The 16873-nt window shown below is 44.3% G+C and carries 19 protein-coding genes and 1 tRNA gene; 11 read left to right on the top strand and 9 right to left on the bottom strand.

The genetic code is table 11. The features are described 5' to 3' along the window. Positions 1-69 precede the first annotated feature (69 nt). From era to H740_RS00310, 5 genes are read right to left on the bottom strand one after another with little or no spacing between them, the layout of a single operon-like run. The gene (gene era / locus H740_RS00330) at positions 70-939 is read right to left on the bottom strand and encodes a GTPase Era (RefSeq protein WP_002950271.1); all 870 of its coding nucleotides are present in this window, start codon (positions 937-939) and stop codon (positions 70-72) included. Next, entirely contained in the window at positions 936-2258 is a 1323-nt protein-coding gene (hslU, locus tag H740_RS00325; RefSeq protein ID WP_002950270.1) for an HslU--HslV peptidase ATPase subunit, read from the bottom strand. The genes era and hslU overlap by 4 nt, the downstream gene beginning before the upstream one ends. A 7-nt stretch (positions 2259-2265) precedes the next feature. Continuing rightward, positions 2266-2799, bottom strand: a complete 534-nt coding sequence (hslV, locus tag H740_RS00320) for an ATP-dependent protease subunit HslV (RefSeq protein WP_002950269.1) — start codon at positions 2797-2799, stop codon at positions 2266-2268. Next, entirely contained in the window at positions 2800-3246 is a 447-nt protein-coding gene (gene rplI, locus H740_RS00315) for a 50S ribosomal protein L9 (protein ID WP_002950268.1), read from the bottom strand. It lies immediately after the preceding gene. Between the two features lie 13 nt (positions 3247-3259). Next, positions 3260-4483 (bottom strand): argininosuccinate synthase, encoded by a 1224-nt coding sequence (locus H740_RS00310; protein WP_002950267.1) that lies wholly within the window; start codon positions 4481-4483, stop codon positions 3260-3262. A 166-nt stretch (positions 4484-4649) separates the two neighbouring features. On the opposite strand from H740_RS00310, the gene H740_RS00305 reads away from it, so the two are divergent. The 5 genes from H740_RS00305 to H740_RS00285 all read left to right on the top strand — a co-directional run bounded on the left by H740_RS00305 (position 4650) and on the right by H740_RS00285 (position 7770). Next, positions 4650-4895: an RNA-binding S4 domain-containing protein gene (locus tag H740_RS00305; RefSeq protein WP_034956752.1), complete on the top strand. Its 246-nt coding sequence runs from the start codon at positions 4650-4652 to the stop codon at positions 4893-4895. After that, positions 4892-5293, top strand: a complete 402-nt coding sequence (gene tsaE / locus H740_RS00300) for a tRNA (adenosine(37)-N6)-threonylcarbamoyltransferase complex ATPase subunit type 1 TsaE (protein ID WP_002950262.1) — start codon at positions 4892-4894, stop codon at positions 5291-5293. Before H740_RS00305 ends, tsaE begins: the two co-directional genes overlap by 4 nt. Further along, the gene (lptB, locus tag H740_RS00295; RefSeq protein ID WP_002947715.1) at positions 5286-6014 is read left to right on the top strand and encodes an LPS export ABC transporter ATP-binding protein; all 729 of its coding nucleotides are present in this window, start codon (positions 5286-5288) and stop codon (positions 6012-6014) included. The genes tsaE and lptB overlap by 8 nt, the downstream gene beginning before the upstream one ends. After that, entirely contained in the window at positions 6014-7276 is a 1263-nt protein-coding gene (locus tag H740_RS00290) for an RNA polymerase factor sigma-54 (protein WP_002950261.1), read from the top strand. Before lptB ends, H740_RS00290 begins: the two co-directional genes overlap by 1 nt. Positions 7277-7452: 176 nt before the next feature. Next, positions 7453-7770, top strand: coding sequence for a hypothetical protein (locus tag H740_RS00285; protein ID WP_231679285.1), 318 nt, complete (start codon positions 7453-7455; stop codon positions 7768-7770). Positions 7771-7780: 10 nt separating this feature from the next. Here H740_RS00285 and H740_RS00280 read toward each other — a convergent pair whose 3' ends face one another. From H740_RS00280 to H740_RS00265, 4 genes are read right to left on the bottom strand one after another with little or no spacing between them, the layout of a single operon-like run. Then, on the bottom strand, positions 7781-8599 hold the full coding sequence (locus H740_RS00280; RefSeq protein WP_002950257.1) for an adenylosuccinate lyase: 819 nt from the start codon (positions 8597-8599) through the stop codon (positions 7781-7783). A gap of 35 nt (positions 8600-8634) precedes the next feature. After that, positions 8635-9357, bottom strand: coding sequence for an arginyltransferase (locus H740_RS00275; RefSeq protein WP_231679284.1), 723 nt, complete (start codon positions 9355-9357; stop codon positions 8635-8637). After that, positions 9351-9572: a hypothetical protein gene (locus H740_RS00270; RefSeq protein ID WP_002950248.1), complete on the bottom strand. Its 222-nt coding sequence runs from the start codon at positions 9570-9572 to the stop codon at positions 9351-9353. The genes H740_RS00275 and H740_RS00270 overlap by 7 nt, the downstream gene beginning before the upstream one ends. Beyond that, positions 9565-11031, bottom strand: a complete 1467-nt coding sequence (locus tag H740_RS00265; RefSeq protein ID WP_002950241.1) for an acetyl-CoA carboxylase subunit A — start codon at positions 11029-11031, stop codon at positions 9565-9567. Before H740_RS00265 ends, H740_RS00270 begins: the two co-directional genes overlap by 8 nt. A gap of 423 nt (positions 11032-11454) precedes the next feature. Here H740_RS00265 and H740_RS00260 point away from each other — a divergent pair. From H740_RS00260 to H740_RS00235, 6 genes are all read left to right on the top strand, one after another. After that, a tRNA-Arg gene (locus H740_RS00260) sits at positions 11455-11531 on the top strand. 202 nt (positions 11532-11733) lie between these two features. Continuing rightward, positions 11734-12960, top strand: a complete 1227-nt coding sequence (locus H740_RS00255; RefSeq protein ID WP_002950239.1) for a tyrosine-type recombinase/integrase — start codon at positions 11734-11736, stop codon at positions 12958-12960. A gap of 148 nt (positions 12961-13108) precedes the next feature. Continuing rightward, positions 13109-14536: a hypothetical protein gene (locus tag H740_RS00250; protein WP_002950235.1), complete on the top strand. Its 1428-nt coding sequence runs from the start codon at positions 13109-13111 to the stop codon at positions 14534-14536. 159 nt (positions 14537-14695) lie between these two features. Further along, complete coding sequence (locus H740_RS00245) at positions 14696-14983, top strand: hypothetical protein (protein ID WP_002950232.1); 288 nt, start codon at positions 14696-14698, stop codon at positions 14981-14983. 140 nt (positions 14984-15123) lie between these two features. Then, entirely contained in the window at positions 15124-16251 is a 1128-nt protein-coding gene (locus H740_RS00240; protein ID WP_002950230.1) for a hypothetical protein, read from the top strand. A gap of 35 nt (positions 16252-16286) precedes the next feature. After that, entirely contained in the window at positions 16287-16640 is a 354-nt protein-coding gene (locus H740_RS00235; protein WP_002950228.1) for a hypothetical protein, read from the top strand. The last annotated feature ends 233 nt before the right edge of the window (positions 16641-16873 follow it).

The following is a 16873-nucleotide window of genomic DNA, read 5'->3' as shown; positions in this document are numbered from 1 at the left end:
AAAAAAAATAATAGAACCCACAACCAATGGCGTTATTATAGCACAAAAATTAGTCAACTTAATAATTATTTATAAAATATTCAAGCTTTTTATAGTTTTTTCGTCTTTGCGCCAGTCTTTTTTAACGACTACAACGAGCTTTACGAGGATTTTTTGACCGGTAAAATTTGATATTAACTTTCTTGAATTTATGCCAATTCTTTTGATAGTTTGTCCGTTTTTTCCGATGATCATAGATTTATGTATCTCGCGTTCGGTGATTATAGTGGCATAAATTTCAGTTATATCTGGTTTTTCTTTGACTTTGTCTATGAGCACGTCGGTAGAGTAGGGGATTTCATCGCTTAGATTATCGTATAGTGCCTCAAGTATAAATTCACGAAAAATTTCCTTTTCGTTTGTCGGCGTTAAAAATTCCGGATCATAAAAATACTCATGTTCTGGCAAAAACTTGCAAATTTCATCTAAAAGCGGCTTTTTATAGGTTTGCTTTTTGACGCTAAAAGGCAAAAGCGCGGTAAATTTGTCTTGAAATTTTTGATATTGCGCGATTTTTTCAAGCACTTTGGCGTTTGAGACTTCGTCAACCTTGGTGAGCACCAAGATATGAGGTTTTTGCGGATTTAAATTTAGAAATTTGACGTAGTTGTTTATGTCGTCGTGAATAGGCGCTAAAAACACGATTGTATCGCAGTCACCCATGGATTTTATCGCTTCGTTTATCATTAGTTTATTTAGCGTCTTGTTGCTCTCGTGAAGTCCCGGCGTATCGGTAAAAACGATCTGATCTTCGCCGTTCATCACGATACCGCTGATTTTTCGCCTCGTGGCGTTTTGCTTGTGCGAGACGATGGTGATCTTCGCATCAAGCAAAAAATTTAAAAGCGAACTTTTGCCTGCATTCGTACGACCGATGATGCTTACAAAGCCTGATTTCATAATATATATCTCGCCAGATCTTGATCCTCGACGACGTCTGAGAGGCGCTTTTCTACGAGGGCTTTGTCCACTTCTACCGTTTTGCCGCCGTGCTCGTTAGCCTCAAAGCTGATATCCTCGATCACGCGCTCGATCACGGTATGTAGGCGTCTAGCGCCGATATCTTCCATTTTTTCGTTGGCATTTTGAGCTATTTTGGCGATAGCTTTTATGGCGTCATCCGTAAATTTAAGTTCCACGTTTTCGGTTTTTAAAAGCGCTTCGTATTGTTTGAGTAGCGAATTTTTAGGCTGAGTTAAAATTTGATACAGCGCGTTTTCATCTAGGCTATCAAGCTCTACTCGCAGCGGAAAACGCCCCTGAAGCTCCGGGATTAGATCGCTTGGCTTGCTGATGTGAAAGGCGCCCGCGGCAATAAAAAGTATGTGATCGGTCTTTATGGCGCCAAATTTGGTCGTCACCGTCGAGCCCTCCACGATAGGTAGCAAGTCGCGCTGTACGCCTTCTTTACTAGGATCTTGTCTGCCGGAGTTTCCGGAGCTCACCGCGACCTTGTCGATCTCGTCGATAAAGATTATGCCCTCGTTTTCGGCTCTTCGCACGGCTTCGGTTTTGATGCTCTCCATATCTAAAATTTTATCGCTAGCTTCGTTTTTTAGCGCCTCTTTAGCGTCTTTTACCTTCATCTCTTTTTTGACGGTTTTGTTGCTTAGGCCGATGATTTTGACGAAACTTTCTTGCATTTGCGCCATATCGGGCGGCACGTTGGCTCCTGCGTCAAAGCTATTTTGTACGACTTCTATCTCGATGCTTAGATCGTCTAGATCGCCGTTTTCCAGCCTGCTCATCATCTTTTCGTAGCTTTTTTCGTAGTCTGCTTTTTTCTCTTCGCTCGCACCAGTCGGTAAAGGCGGCAGGAGTTTTTTTATTATCTTATCTTTTACGTATTCGTCGATTTTTTCTCGGTTTTTCTCGCGCTGTTCGGCTTTGACCAAATTTACCGACGCAGCCGCCAGGTCGCGCACCATGCTTTCCACGTCGCGTCCGACGAAGCCCACTTCGGTATATTTACTAGCCTCTACTTTGATAAACGGCAAGCCCATCATCTTTGACAAACGCCTTGCGATCTCGGTTTTGCCCACGCCAGTCGAGCCTATCATCAGGATGTTTTTTGGCATGATGTCATCTTGCATCGTTTTATCCAGCTTCATCCTGCGGTAGCGGTTTCGTAGCGCGATGGCGATGATCTTTTTGGCGTCTTTTTGCCCGATGACGTAATCGTCTAAAAATTTCACTATCTCTTTTGGGGTTAAATTCATCTTTTCTCTATTCTAAAACGTAGGTTTTTATGTTCGTGTTCGTATAAATGCAAATTTCGCCCGCGATCTTTAGGCTCTCTTTTACGAGCTCCTCTTCGTCGATCTGGGCAAATTTATCCAGCGCACGGGCAGCGGATAAGGCGTAGTTACCGCCGCTTCCGATGGCGGCTATCTTGCCGTCTTCGGGCTCTACGACGTCGCCTGTTCCGCTTAAAAGAAAAATTTTCTCTCTATCAAGCACCAGCATCATGGCCTCTAGCTTGCGCAGATATTTATCCTTGCGCCACTCTTTGCTAAACTCGATCACGGCTTTTAGAAGGTCGCCTTTGGCGTGATCGAGGTTGTTTTCAAACATATCAAAGAGATTAAACGCGTCCGCGGTGCTGCCGGCAAAGCCTGCCAGGACCTTGCCGCTGTGTATTTTGCGTATTTTTACCGCGTTGCCTTTTAGCACCGTGTTGCCAAAGCTAACCTGTCCGTCGCCGCCGATGACCGATTTATTCTTGCCTTTGTAGGCTAAAATTGTAGTCGCGTGAAACACTTATTCGCCCTCGACGTCTAGTTTTAGCGTGGCGCGCACGGCGTGGCCGAGTTTGACATCCACTTCGTAGATGCCGGTCGCTTTTATCGTATGCGCGAAGTCAAACGCCTTTTTATCCACCACCAAATGATGATTTTTTTCTAAAGCTTCTGAAATTTCGTCCTTTGTCACTGCGCCAAATAGCGCGCCGTTTGCTCCGAGCGGCTTTTTAACCTTGAGCGTGATTTTTTCGATCTCGGATTTTAGCTTTTCTATATTTGCGATCTCGTATTTTAGCTCCTCGGCCTTGCGTTTTTGCTCGGCGTCGTACTGGCGCAAAACATCTGGAGTCGCAGCTTTAGCAAAGCCTTTTCCGATCAGGAAGTTATTTCCGTAGCCTTCTTTTACCTCTTTGATTTCGCCGGCTTTTCCGAGCGATTTTACGTCTTTTATTAGTAGTACTTTCATTTTTATCCTTTATTTAGTTAAATTTGCGCCCGTTTTTGCGCCCGATGATAAATCTAAGCGCGTTTAGTTTGATAAATCCGTTCGCGTCTTTTTGATCAAATACGCTGTCCTCTTCAAACGTGCAAAACGCTTCGCTAAAGAGATTATCCGTCTTGCTATCGCGTCCGAGCACGATGACGTTGCCTTTGTAGAGCTCGACTTTGACCGTGCCGTTTACGTTTTCTTGGCTCTTGTCGATGAGCGCTTGCAGCATGATACGCTCAGGCGACCACCAGTAGCCGTTATAGATGAGCTCGGCGTAGCGAGGCATTAGCTCGTCTTTTAGGTGTGCCGCGCCGCGGTCTAGCGTGATGCTCTCGATCGCACGGTGAGCTTTTAGCATTATCGTGCCGCCAGGAGTTTCGTAGCAGCCGCGGCTTTTCATGCCGACCGAGCGGTTTTCTACTAGGTCGAGTCTGCCGATACCGTGTTTTGCGCCTAGGCGGTTTAGCTCGGCTAGTAGCGCCGCCGGGCTCATTTTTTTACCGTTTATGCTAACAGGATCGCCTTTTTCGTAGCCGATTTCTATTATTTCGCTTTCATTTGGAGCATCTTTTGGGCTTACCGTCCAGCGCCACATATCGGCTTCCGGAGCGTGAGCAGGGTTTTCAAGCACTAGACCCTCGTAGCTGATGTGGAGCAAATTTGCGTCCATAGAGTAGGGGCTTTTGCCCGGTTTCTTTTCTATTTTGATGCCGTTTTTTTCTGCGTATTTTAGTAGCTTTTCGCGGCTGTTTAGATCCCATTCGCGCCAAGGAGCGATGATGGTTAGGTTATCTCCCAGCGCGTAGTAGCCTAGCTCAAAGCGCACTTGGTCGTTACCCTTGCCGGTTGCTCCGTGGCTCACACCGTCGGCGCCTACTTTGGCGGCGATCTCGGCTTGTTTTTTAGCTATCAGCGGGCGAGCTATCGAGGTGCCTAGTAGATACTCACCCTCATAGACGGCATTTGCTCTAAACATCGGAAATACGAAATCTCGCGCAAATTCTTCTTTTAAATCCTCTATAAATATATTTTCGGGTTTTATACCGAGCTCCAGCGCTTTTTGGCGTGCGGGTTCCAGCTCCTCGCCCTGGCCGATATCGGCGGTAAAGGTCACCACTTCGCATTTATACTCGTCTTGCAGCCCTTTTAAAATAATGCTCGTATCAAGTCCGCCCGAATAGGCGAGAACGACTTTTTTCACATCTTTTTTCATTCTCTATCCTTTATATTGAGATGACGCGTATTTTAGCCAAATTTGATTAATTTGGAATAAATATTTCCGCTAAAATCGCGTGCGCCAAATGTCAAATTTACATTAAATTTAATATGTAGCGGCGAAGAATTAAAAATTTAAGCCAAATTTGGCTAAAATCGCCGCCATGAGAGTAGATAAATTTTTAAATACCGTAAATATAACGAAAAGGCGCGCGGTCAGCGAAGATATGTGTAAAAGCGGCGTCGTGAGCATAAACGGCGTCGTTGCTAAACCGGCTAAAGAGGTCAAGATCGGCGACGTGATTACGATCAAATTTCTGGCAAAAGAGGCGCGCTACGAGGTGCTAGCGATCCCGGAGACCAAAAGCATCCCAAAATCAGCCCAAGCGCTATACGTAAAAGAGCTATGATAGAGCTAAATTTGGGGCTTGGCGAGCTTGAGGAGGTGGTAAAAATTTTACCCCAAAGCGGCGTCGTTATATTGCAAGGAAATTTAGCTAGCGGCAAAACGACGTTAGTAAAAGCTATCGTAAAAGCTCGCGGCATCGATGTGGATGTTACTTCGCCCACGTTCTCGGTCATGCAAAGCTACGGGGATAAAATTTATCACTACGACATCTATCAAAACGGACTTGACGCGATTTTACAAAACGGGCTTTTTGAAAATTTGCTAGAGGAGGGGCTTCACCTGGTAGAGTGGGGCGACGAGCGACTGGAAAAGGCGCTGGCAAATTTGGGCGAAAAATGCGTCAAGATAGTCATCTCGCCTAGTCAAAAAGGGCGAAAATACGAGGTTTACGGTGCATAAATTAGAAGTTAAAGATTTACAAAAAACGATCAAAAAAACAAACATCATAAAAGGCATCTCGCTGGAGGTCAAAAGCGGCGAGGTAGTAGGGTTGCTAGGCCCAAACGGCGCAGGTAAAACGACGACGTTTTATATGATCTGCGGGCTCATCTCGCCCTCTAGCGGTAGCGTGTTTTTAGACGGCGCGGATGTGACGAAGGTGCCGCTACACAAGCGCGCGCATATGGGTATCGGCTATCTGCCGCAAGAATCAAGTATATTTAAAGACCTCTCCGTCGAGGAAAATTTACTACTAGGTGCCGAGATACTATATAAAGACGAGGCTGTCCGCGAGAAAAAAGTAAACGAGATGCTAAATTTGCTAAACATCGAGCCCATACGCTTGCGAAAGGGCGTGAGTCTAAGCGGTGGCGAGCGCAGACGCTGCGAGATCGCTAGAAGCCTCATTATCACGCCTAAATTTTTGCTTCTGGATGAGCCATTTGCCGGCGTCGATCCGATCGCTGTTAGCGATATACAAAGTATCGTTCGCGACCTAAAAAAGCTCGGCATCGGCGTGCTAATCACCGACCACAACGTCCGCGAGACGCTAGCCATCTGCGACCGCGCCTACGTGATCAAGGACGGTAGCCTGCTAGCTAGCGGCAGCGCGAACGAAGTCGCGAACAACAAACTCGTGCGCACCCACTATCTGGGCGAAGAGTTTAAATTTGTAGAATAATGCTAAAGCAAACTCAAGCTCCCAAAAATAAGCTCTCGCACACGTTAAGGTCGTGGCTGCCGATACTAAGCAGCAGCGTCGAGGAGCTAAAGGAGACGCTTGAGCCGTTTTTAGCGGATAATCCATTCGCTAGCGTGCAGCAACGAAATTTAAGCGAGTTGCCAAGCGCCGCGCCATCCAAAAAAGATAAAAATTTCTTCAAAGAAATATCAAAAAATAGCGTAACCGATAATATCGAAAGCTTTAGCGTGGCTAAAACCGGGCTTTACGACAAGCTAATCGAGCAGATAGGTAAGCCCCTTTTCCCGACCGAAAAATCCCAAAAAATCGCGATGAAAATAATCGAATGCATAAACGAGGAGGGCTACTACGAGCCTGAAATATTTGACGAATTTAGCGAGGCGGAGATCGAGTCGGTGCGAAAGCGCTTTGCCTACCTTGAGCCCGCAGGCATCGGCGCAAAGGACTACAAAGAGAGCTTTTTGTTTCAGCTTGAGGAGCTAAATTTGGACGAGAAGCTCTTTGAAAGCGCCAAAAAGCTTGCGTTAAATTTCGAAAACCTCTCTCAAATGCGCAAGATCCCGCTCTATAATGAAGCTCTAGCCGTCATCAAGAGGCTAAAAAATCCGCCCGCGATCGAGTATATGAGCGAGGCTGTGGCAATTATCCCCGACATCGTCATCGACACGAGTTCGGGCGGTATCGAGGTGCGTATCAACGATGACTTTTACCCTGAGATCGTCATCGACGTCGAGGGGCTTGACGAAAAAGAGAGTTTCGTCGCCTCACGCGTAAAAGAGGCAAAAGACCTCATAGATGCGCTTGATATGCGAAAAGCCACGCTGCGAAAGATCGCCCTAATGCTAGTTGAGTATCAGTATGATTACTTTTTTGGCGGCGACATCAAGCCCATGCGCCTAAAGGACATCGCCGAGGATCTGGGGCGAAACCCGTCGACCATCTCGCGCGGCATCTCAAACAAATACCTTGAGTGTTCGCGCGGACTGGTGCCCATAAAGAGCTTTTTCTCCGCCGCGATCGACGAGGACGTCTCAAACAAAGCCATCAAAGACTTCGTGGCAAATCTCGTCCGAAACGAAAATCCTGCCAAGCCGCTTAGCGATCTTAAAATTTTGGAGTTTATAAAGAAGGAATTTAACGTCGAGGTCGTCCGCCGCACGATAACCAAATACCGCCTCGCGCTAAATATCGGTAGCTCCAGCGAGCGTAAAAAGACCTATCTACTGCAATCAGGGAAGTAAAATCTGACGCTTGGAGCGGGGCAAATTTGAGCGTAAATTTTAAATTTAAGCCGGGGATTTGGCGGGGCTCGTATCGTATTTCTCTTGATTTTTAAGTCTCGAAAATTTAAAATATCCATATGAAGCGCATATTTTTTATTCTTTTTGTCCTATTTTTAGGCATTGCGAGTACTTATTTGATTGAGGGTATCGCCCCCGACATTGACAACATCATGGGCGGTTTATTTTTCGGTTTGATTTTGGCTATACCGATTTTTTGGTTATTTCGCTGTTTAAGGCTTATTCCTTACAATCAAAATATTGAACTAACGCCTATAGATATATTTTTTGACGATAGCAACGGCGATAGTTACTTTTACGTTTTTAATCTTATTATTTCTTTGATTTTGATGTTATTTATAGGCCCTTATGCGTTAGTTATGGCTATAGTTTGCGTGATTTTTCAGGGCACTATTAAACGGTTATTAAATTACATTTTTTATGCTAAAGTCTAAAATTTAAATCTTATTCCGCCGCTCCCGACTCAAGCTCCTTAAAATATGGCTTCAAACTCTCGTATGCATTTTGGATACGCTGAAACTGCGTTTTGCACTCGTCCAAAAGCTCCGGACTAAGCGCGGCGTGAAAGTCGGGGTGATAGGCCTTGACGAGCTCCAGATAGCGGTTTCGCACCTCCTCAAAGCTATCATTTTTATCGCACCCAAGCACCGCAAAATGGTCCTCGAAAAGGCTAGCCAGCGCAGCAAATTTGGCTTCGTTTTTCTTAGCGCAGATTTTGATCTGTTTTTTAAATTTTTCAAATTCCTCTTCGCTATAGTTAAAGATGATTGAAAATTTCATATATTCGCTTTTGTTAAACAGCTCCTCTAGGCGCGCGCATTCATCCAAATTTGCGATATTTATGACTATTTGACCTTCGGCGGATAAAATTTGCTTTGACTCAAAGCCCCTAATGATGTGCGAAATAAACGACTCGTTTGAGCGATCAAAGCTAAATATCGCGCCGCCTCGCACGAAGGCGACGTCGACGAAAACCATGGCTTTTAGCGAGTTTGGTTGGATGTAGTGGAGTTTGATGGTTTTATATTCGGCGAAGTTTAAATTTACGTTTTTTAGCTCGTACCTTTGGCAGAGTTTTTTTAGAAATTTGACGAAATATTTGCGCTGAACCTTCTCGTTTTCGTCGTAAAACGACATCACTTTGCCTTTTTGCCCCAGCGTCTTGGCGAAGTTTCGCTTTATGAGCGCTTGTAGCTCGAAAAACAGATCGGCATCTGATGTTTCTATGCTTAGAGATTCTAGATTTTGACTTACTTTTATCAAATTTTGCCTTTATAAAACGCACTTGAAAGCATTTTTTATTCCGCTTTTTCCCACACGGGCGTTTCGTCTAGCGGGACGTATTCGCGCAGGCGCTCGTAGGGCTTGTAGTCGGCCTTGTAGGCTAGGCTAGGGCAGTCTTTGACGTAGTAGCCTAGATATATCCAGCGCAAATTTAGCTGCCTAGCTAGTAAAATTTGCTGATAGAGCGAGTATCTGCCGATGCTAAGATCTGCAAAATCAGGATCGTAATAGCAATAAACCGCCGAGATGCCGTCGCTAAGGATATCGACTAGATCGACGCCGATGAGACGGCCGTCTGCAAAATACGCTATCTCCTTGCCAAACTCCGCATGCCCTGCGACGTAGAGCTCATAGTAGCGGCGAAAGTCCAGCTCGTAGTACTTCCACTCGCGCTTTTCTTGCATAAATTTATGGTATTTTTTGTATAGCGCCACGTGCGCGTCGTCTAGGAGCGGCTTTGTTAGGATGATTTTGGTGTTTTCGTTTTTGCGCATCGTGCGGCGGGCGGATTTGCTAAATTTAAAATTTAGCGCATCGACCCTGATATTTACACACTCGCGGCAACCCGCGCAGTTTGGCTTGGAAAAATATTTGCCAAAGCGCCTAAAGCCGCGCCTAGCTAGAGCGTCGTTTACGGCAAAGTCGCAGCCGTCCACGTAGCGATACTCCATGCGCGAGTCCCTGTCCTTGAGGTAGGGGCAGGGGCTAGGCAGGGTGGAAAACGGCACGACTAGCACTTTTTGATATCCGCGTCCTTGACGTAGGCTAGAAACTCGTCACGCAAATTTTGCTCTTTGTGTGCGATGGCTTCTTCTTTGCTGAAGGTTTTTATTTCAGACTTTAAATTTTGCTTCGCGGCGTTTTTGGCGGCTGAATTTGAGCTCAAATTTGCATTTTGTTCCTTTTGAAGCTCTTTTTTTATATCCTTTAAACTATCGAAAAAATCATTCATCCGCGTGTTCCTCTTTAAATTTTCTAGCGTCTTTTACTCTTTGTATCGCGGCAGCGATTGCGGCGATCACCTCTTCGTTGTCCTCGTTGTCTTTGGTTTTCATCTTTTCTAGCAGGGTAGGCATTTTGTTTTCGACGTAGGACGTGTCGAAAAATCCTCGCCTAAAGTCGCGCTCCTTGCTGATACTGAGCAAAAACGGGATCGTGGTTTTGACGCTGCCCTCGATCGTAAACTCATCCAGCGCGCGTTTTAGTTTATTTACGGCTAGATCGTAGCTAGGGGCTCGGACTATGAGCTTAGCTAGCAAGCTATCGTAAAACGGCGGTATCTGATAGTCTTTATATAGATGGCTATCGACGCGCACGGAAGGGCCCAGAGCAGGGTAGTAGCCGGTGATCTCGCCAGGGCTTGGGATGAAGTTTTGCCACGCGTCCTCTGCAGTTATACGCGCCTCTATAGCAAAGCCTTGCGTGATGACGTCGCTTTGCTCCATGTCTAGGATCTCGCCCGCCGCGATACGGATCTGACGTACAATGAGATCCACGCCCGTGATCTCCTCGGTCACGCCGTGCTCGACCTGGATACGAGTGTTCATCTCCATAAAATAAAAGTTGTTGTAATCATCTAACAAAAACTCGATCGTACCGGCGTTGGTGTAGTTTACTGCCTTTGCTGCGGCGACTGCGGTCACGCCCATGCTCTTTCGCAGACTTTCGCTCATAGTTGGGCTGGGCGCTATCTCGAGGATCTTTTGGTGGCGGCGCTGGATCGAGCAGTCTCGCTCGGCCAGGTGGATGATGTTGCCGTATTTGTCGCCTAAAATCTGAAACTCGATGTGGCGCGGATTTACGACGTATTTTTCCATGAAAACTTCGTCGTTATTAAAAAATGCCTTAGCCTCGCGCGTGCAGCTTTCAAAGCTAGACTCTAGCTCCTCCTCTTTCCACACGACGCGGATGCCGCGGCCGCCGCCGCCGCCGCTAGCTTTTAGGATGACGGGATAGCCGATGCGTTCGGCGTAGAGCTTGATATTTTCTATCGTTTCGTTGTTTAGCTTTTCGGTACCAGGAACGATAGGGATGCCGTTTTTATTCATCAGGTAGCGCGCGATGTTTTTGTTGCCCATTTTGCGGATAACGTCGGCAGTAGGCCCGATGAAAACAAGCCCCGCATCCTCAACCTCTTTGGCAAATTCGTAGTTTTCACTCAAAAATCCGTAGCCAGGGTGTATCGCGTCCGCGCCGCATGCTTTTGCAACCTCGACGATGCGCTTGGCGTCTAGGTAGCCTTTGATCGGGTCGATACCGATCTGGTAGGCTTCGTCGGCTATTTTTACGTGCAGGCAGTCTTGATCGGGCTTGGTGTAAATGGCGACGTTTTTAATGTGCAGGTCTTTGCAGGCGCGGATTACTCGAACAGCGATCTCTCCGCGGTTTGCGATCAAAATTTTATGTATCACTTGGCTTTCCTTTCTTATCGTTTTTTGAATTTTACTCTTTTTTGCTTGCTGATGCTTGAAATTTGCTTTTTTTAGAGTACTATCTTTGCGTACCGTCTTTAAATTTGCTATTTTTGTTATCTTTGTCGTTTTACTAGTAATTTTTTGGCTTTTTTCCTTAATTTATTTCTATATTTTGACGATTGTGACCGCTTGAAGCCCTAGACACACCTGTTTTTAATTAAATTTATTGCATAAGATAACATAAAGATTTTTTATAGACGATTAAATGCGGCAAATTTGGCGCATAAATTTGAAATTTTATGGCCTTACGGCAAATTTTAATGTAGTAGGGTATGTAAAAATGTAAAATTTTTGCAACAATGTCAAAATTTATGAAAGATTTAAGAAACCTTTGGCTATACTTCACATTTCTTTTAAAGTGCGCTCGTAGCTCAGCTGGATAGAGCATTTGATTGCGGTTCAAAAGGTCAGGGATTCGAATTCCTTCGAGCGCACCACGATACTTACAAAACCGATAAAAATCCCCAAAATTCATGCTTTTATTTAACTAACGAAAACCGTTAAACGCGAAAATTATCAAATTTAACGCCCTAAAACTTCCCAACTTTACTTCCCAAACGTTTTTGGGAAGTTTTTTTAAGCAAATCCCGGCAAGTAGGCCTCAAAGTTTTTATAATTAAATTAAAAGCGGGGTCGAAAATGAAACTCATTCAACAACTAAACTTTAAAGTTGCGCCTGACGACGCTATTCGCGACTACAAGCTCCCAAGCGATAAAAAAGAAAGTCGTCAAATGCTTACAGATACGGGCTTGTGTCTGAAAATTAAAAAGCTTCACAAGAAAAACACTACGCATGTAAAATACCGAAAAGATTTCTATTATTCAAAAAACGGAAAACTAGTTAAATATTTGGGAAGTTTTGGCGATATGACCTATAAGGAAGCGCTAAAGGCTCTTGATGAGTTTTTGTTGGCTGTCCCTAGTGCTGCCAAAACTTCCAAAAATACTTTACGAAGCGTATTCGAGTTATATCTAACCTTTCGCCCCTCGCTTACTGCAACAACCGTCAAAAAAAAGAAAACTATTTTTAGCAAAAGGCTTGGAGTGCTTGCCGATAGGGATATTTCAAAAATTGAAAGAAAACATTTGCAAGATATCGCCGATGAGATATTTCGCGAAAAACTATACGCTAGTCTCGATGATTATTGCGAGTTTTGTCATCAGCTTTGGGGTTTTGCTAGAAAGCGAGGCATTTTAAAAAAAGATATTTTTGACGGCATTCTCTTAAAAGAAAGCTACGATTGCCCGCCTAGCGAAGGTTATGCTTGGATTAGCGACCAAGCCGATCTTGAGAGTTTAATCTCGTATGTTTTAAATTATCGCAGTCCTATATCCTCTATAAAAAAAGCTCTAATAATGGGCTTGGCTACGGGGCTTCGTGCCGGAAACGTCCGAAAGATGTCCGCAAATCATCTAAAAATTGATGAAAACGGCGAATTTTACTTACATTTTCCAAAAGATGAAAACAAAACCAAAGCAAATGGCGATGAATATCTAGGACTTCCACGGGAGATTGGCGAATGGCTATTGAGTTTTAATCTTAAAGGAAGTCAATTATTTTTTGGAAATACAAAAGGCAAGCCTTTAAGCGACGGGACTCTCTCAAATGCGCTAGGCGACTATTGTTCTGAAAAGTTAGGGGATAATGTTTGCCTTGTATTTCATAGCTTCAGAAAAATAGCCTCTACATTTTGCCATGAAAATATGCCTCAAAACGGGCTTATACCTTACGAGGTCGAACGCACGCTTTTTCACGCTATCCACGGCGTAGCAGGGGTTTATAATAAATCAACGAATATCGCTATGACTAGAAAAGTTATAACGTGGTGGTTTAACTACTTAAAATCTTTGGGGTTGGCGTTATGAGTAAAAAAAGAAGCGGGGCCGAATTAGTTGAAACTTTTTACAGCATTCACCTTTCGACCTCTGAAATATTAGCTAATTTAAGCTTACTTGCACATAAAACATCTCGGGAAGTTTTGCTAAAAAATGTCCTATTTTTTTGGCGGTCAGTATGCTAGAAAATAGAAAATTTTTAAGCATAGACGACGGCGAGATAATAGGCGATGATCTACTCGCTCGCTCTAGCATTGGTCGAGAAGTCAGATTAAGAACAATCGATATATCTAAAACTCTCGAAAAAATCGGCTTTACGGCTCTTGGTATCGCCGTAACCCTGCATAATTCTGGCATTCACCGCCGTGGCACTTGCGGCCGCATGAGCGCGGTCGAAGCTGCGCAAGCTCTCGAAAAATACCTTAAAACGCTTATCGAAAAAGAATTGCGTAAGTATCCATTGTTTGTCAGTTACGTATTTGAATCGCATAGGGGCGGAATGCCCCATATCCACGCTATGATCTTTTGTCTGCCCTCTCACCTTGCGAAAATTTCGGCATTTTTTTCAAGGTTTCTAAGCCGCAAAGCTGTAACCGTCGAAGTTTTGTCGCCCGAGTATTTGTTTAAACACAATACGGGTACATGGCATTTAGAACAAAAGACGGCGCAAATTTTGGGCTGCGACGTTTCAAAGCTGCTTCGCAAAACCGCGAGCGAATGGGAAAACGGCAAGAAAAAAACCTATAAATGCGACTCAATTAAAGGCTTGCAAGAGGGAAAAATTTTGTATTCAATGCAGAACTACGCTATGGCTAAGCGCTATCCCAATACATACATCGAAATCGATATATTCATGAACCAGCTATTGGAACAATGGAACACTACTTTTGGCAGTAAAAAAAGCCGTGCAAAAGCGTCCTCTGCGATGTCGCCCGAAAACAGAGCGCCATATATTCTAGAAAAAGTTGTGATTTTTCCGTCATCAATTAGAAAAAATCGCAAGCCCAAAAAGAGCAGTAAAAAAGAAAGTCTAAACCCTCTTGATTGCGATTTGCGGGCAAAAAATGGCGACAGATATCACGCTTCCAACTGCCGTGTTTTTCTTGACGAAAAACAAATCAAGGCTTTGAAAATTGTGGCTAAAAAACAGCGCAACAAGAACGGGTTGATCTGCCTAGTCCGTACGCTTTTTAGCAATTACCAAAACGGCCTAACTCCTGCACTTTCGCCGACTCGTGCAAGTGCATATCTAAATTTCGTTTTTGAGCAACATCAAGAGCAACGACGGGCGCAACAAAAACAAGCTCGCTCCGATAAAAAACTCGCGCAGGAATACGGCGTGGATGATGTCAGCTGGCTATATAACCCCTTTGCGCATCCTGACGCTTTTGGTCCGATTGAGGTTAAAACATATGAGACTTGGCACACGGAACTGTGGCGGCGGGGGCTAATGAGTGACGCTTCTAGCAAGGTTTGCGACAATCTTATAGATGAGTTGCTAGATACTGAAGAATATTTTGATTTATCGATTGACGAGAAAAAACAAAAGTTAGCCGAGCTATTTCCGAAGCGAGAACGCACGCCGATTTCCGAAAAATCGCCGTAAAAAAAAAAAGAGAGCGAGCCGCAAAAAGAGGCCGAGCCTTGCTTATTTTTGCCCGAGGAATTGATCCCTACGGTCGTTTAAAAAAAGTAGCAACTTTAAATGACTTTTGATCTATCATGCTTTTATAATTAAAAAAAATCAAAAACAAAGGAGTCCGTTATGGAACTAAACCAACTTCAAAAACCGAACCAAAACCAAAACGTCGCTCTAGCGCAAACGCAGAGCCAAAATCAAACTCAAAAACCGCAAGAGAAAAAGCCTCTCAGTGAAAACGCAAAATTGGTACAAGAGTTAAAAAAACTTTTAAGGCAAATTGAAACTCTTGAGAGGCGCGAAAAAACCTCGCAAAATACTTTAGATAAAGCTAAAGCCGAGCTTGAAAAAATCGCGGGTGAAAAGGTCAAATATGCCGAACTTCTCAAAAAGTTCGATGTCGTGGCTGTTTGACCTTCGCATTTCCCCTCGTGGGCGCAGTTTTCAGTATGGGGCTTGTCCCCTACTGAAGTAATGCGCATTACATGCAATAAGGGGTGCAAGACCCCGTTATTGCGTATCGCTAGATACTAATATCAAAAAGGATAGCTTATATGGACAATAATGCTAAAAGTAGTTTTAACATTGACTTTACGAAGGCTGGGAGTTTCTGGCATAATTTTAGGCGCGGATTTTTGGCAAAAGATGTTCGCGGCGATCTCTCATTTCAGAACGAGTATACCTGTTCTTTTGAGGAAGCGCGAAAAAGAGCAAAACAAATGAAAATAGACGCGGATATCGCATATCTCCGGCGCCGCGGTCAAAAACCGAAATACGACCCTGAAAAAATATATTGGAGCGCTGAAGTCAACGCCCGCGAATGGCACACTATCGAGGATCTAAAGCGCGCGGCCGCCGTTATTGAAAAGGAGATGGGCTATCGTTTGATTTACGGCTGCTTGCATAAAGACGAAGGTCACCTTAACGATGACGGCGAATGGGTTATGAACTGCCATTTTCACTTAGAATTTATCTCGCTCGATGAAAACGGCATATCGCAACATCGGAAAACTTTTAATCCCTCGCTAATGTCGAAAATTCAAACCGAGATAGCAAAAACTCTTGGAATGGAGCGAGGCGTTTCAAAAGAGATTACTGGGCGTACTCACTTGCCGCCGAAACAGTATAAGCAAGCAATGAAAATGCAAGAGCCACTGAAGCAAGAGCTGAAGCTCGCGAAGGCTGATTTAGCCGACGCCAAAAAAACCATAAAGGGGTTAGAAAATGCGCTCAAGGAAGCAAACCTTGCCGCCCGTGCCGACTTGCAGGAACAAGGAGCAAGCCGCCCCGACTACGCAAAGCTTGAAGCTGAAAACAAAAAACTTAAAGATGAACTAGCCGAGCTTAAAAAAATGCCTGCTAATGTAAATATCGATGACGAGATGACTAAGATAATGGAAAAAATCAAAAAAATCAAAAACTCAAAGCGGGTTGTTGCTGAGGCCGAGACTGAATTTGCTAATTTAAAAAACGGCTTTGGTATCTTGGATCGGGATAGGGTATTTGCATTTGTATCAGAAGCCGTCGCTTTGGGTTATGCCGCGCATGAGCAGATACGAAGCTATGTGCCCGTCTTAAACGACGTTGAACGTTATAAGGCGGAGGCGGCACAAGCGGCGAATCTTAAAGACAATAAGATTGCTAAGGCGTTTTTTGGGGTATCGCTTCAAAGCCTGACGTAGATGTAGACGCTCTAAAGAAAGAAAATACTGCACTATTGCAAACCTTCGATAAATTACAAAAACAAAACGCCGAGCTACAAAGAATGCTAAAAAGCTCTGCTGAACTCATTAAACAAAAAGACGCTCAGATTACCGAGTTAATGAAAGCGAATCAAGAGGGTTTTAGTTCTATTGCTAGTGATAATTTTCAGCTTGGTCAGGCTGTAATGCTCTCTGAATTGATTGCTAACAAGAAGCTCTATATTGAGCCAAAAGGTCAATCTTTGGTTGTGGGGCTTGATAGCATTATTTCGGGGGAATACCCTGCTAAAAACTTCGAGGGTATCAAAAGCGGATTGCTAAGCTATACCTTACGAGTAAATCAGCCTGAAAACGGGTTAAGACTTTAACCTCTAACCCCTCGCGCGCGTCTGGAAATACGGCATTTGCGCGAGTTTTTGACACCTTCTTAATAATATAATATAGATATATATGGCAAAACCCAAAAAAGTAAAAACTCTCCTTATATCCCCTTTTCTTATCCTCAAAAAAAGACGCCGGGGGTATGGGGGACTCGTCCCCCATAGATGTGTATTCGGCGCCTCTCTTTGCAAAAGAGGGCGACGCCTAAAAGTGAAAAAAA

It is taken from the genome of Campylobacter showae CC57C (genome assembly GCF_000344295.2).
GTDB lineage: Bacteria > Campylobacterota > Campylobacteria > Campylobacterales > Campylobacteraceae > Campylobacter_A > Campylobacter_A showae_B.
The sequence above is the reverse complement of the archived record's forward strand: the minus strand, read 5'-3'. Positions and strand labels throughout refer to the sequence as shown.

What these genes read in the sequence shown, in the direction of transcription:
- era (WP_002950271.1), bottom strand. Translation starts at nt 939, where the DNA reads ATGAAATCAGGCTTTGTAAGCATCATCGGTCGTACGAATGCAGGCAAA.
- hslU (WP_002950270.1), bottom strand. Translation starts at nt 2,258, where the DNA reads ATGAATTTAACCCCAAAAGAGATAGTGAAATTTTTAGACGATTACGTC.
- rplI (WP_002950268.1), bottom strand. Translation starts at nt 3,246, where the DNA reads ATGAAAGTACTACTAATAAAAGACGTAAAATCGCTCGGAAAAGCCGGC.
- H740_RS00310 (WP_002950267.1), bottom strand. Translation starts at nt 4,483, where the DNA reads ATGAAAAAAGATGTGAAAAAAGTCGTTCTCGCCTATTCGGGCGGACTT.
- H740_RS00305 (WP_034956752.1), top strand. Translation starts at nt 4,650, where the DNA reads ATGAGAGTAGATAAATTTTTAAATACCGTAAATATAACGAAAAGGCGC.
- tsaE (WP_002950262.1), top strand. Translation starts at nt 4,892, where the DNA reads ATGATAGAGCTAAATTTGGGGCTTGGCGAGCTTGAGGAGGTGGTAAAA.
- H740_RS00290 (WP_002950261.1), top strand. Translation starts at nt 6,014, where the DNA reads ATGCTAAAGCAAACTCAAGCTCCCAAAAATAAGCTCTCGCACACGTTA.
- H740_RS00270 (WP_002950248.1), bottom strand. Translation starts at nt 9,572, where the DNA reads ATGAATGATTTTTTCGATAGTTTAAAGGATATAAAAAAAGAGCTTCAA.
- H740_RS00255 (WP_002950239.1), top strand. Translation starts at nt 11,734, where the DNA reads ATGAAACTCATTCAACAACTAAACTTTAAAGTTGCGCCTGACGACGCT.
- H740_RS00250 (WP_002950235.1), top strand. Translation starts at nt 13,109, where the DNA reads ATGCTAGAAAATAGAAAATTTTTAAGCATAGACGACGGCGAGATAATA.
- H740_RS00245 (WP_002950232.1), top strand. Translation starts at nt 14,696, where the DNA reads ATGGAACTAAACCAACTTCAAAAACCGAACCAAAACCAAAACGTCGCT.
- H740_RS00240 (WP_002950230.1), top strand. Translation starts at nt 15,124, where the DNA reads ATGGACAATAATGCTAAAAGTAGTTTTAACATTGACTTTACGAAGGCT.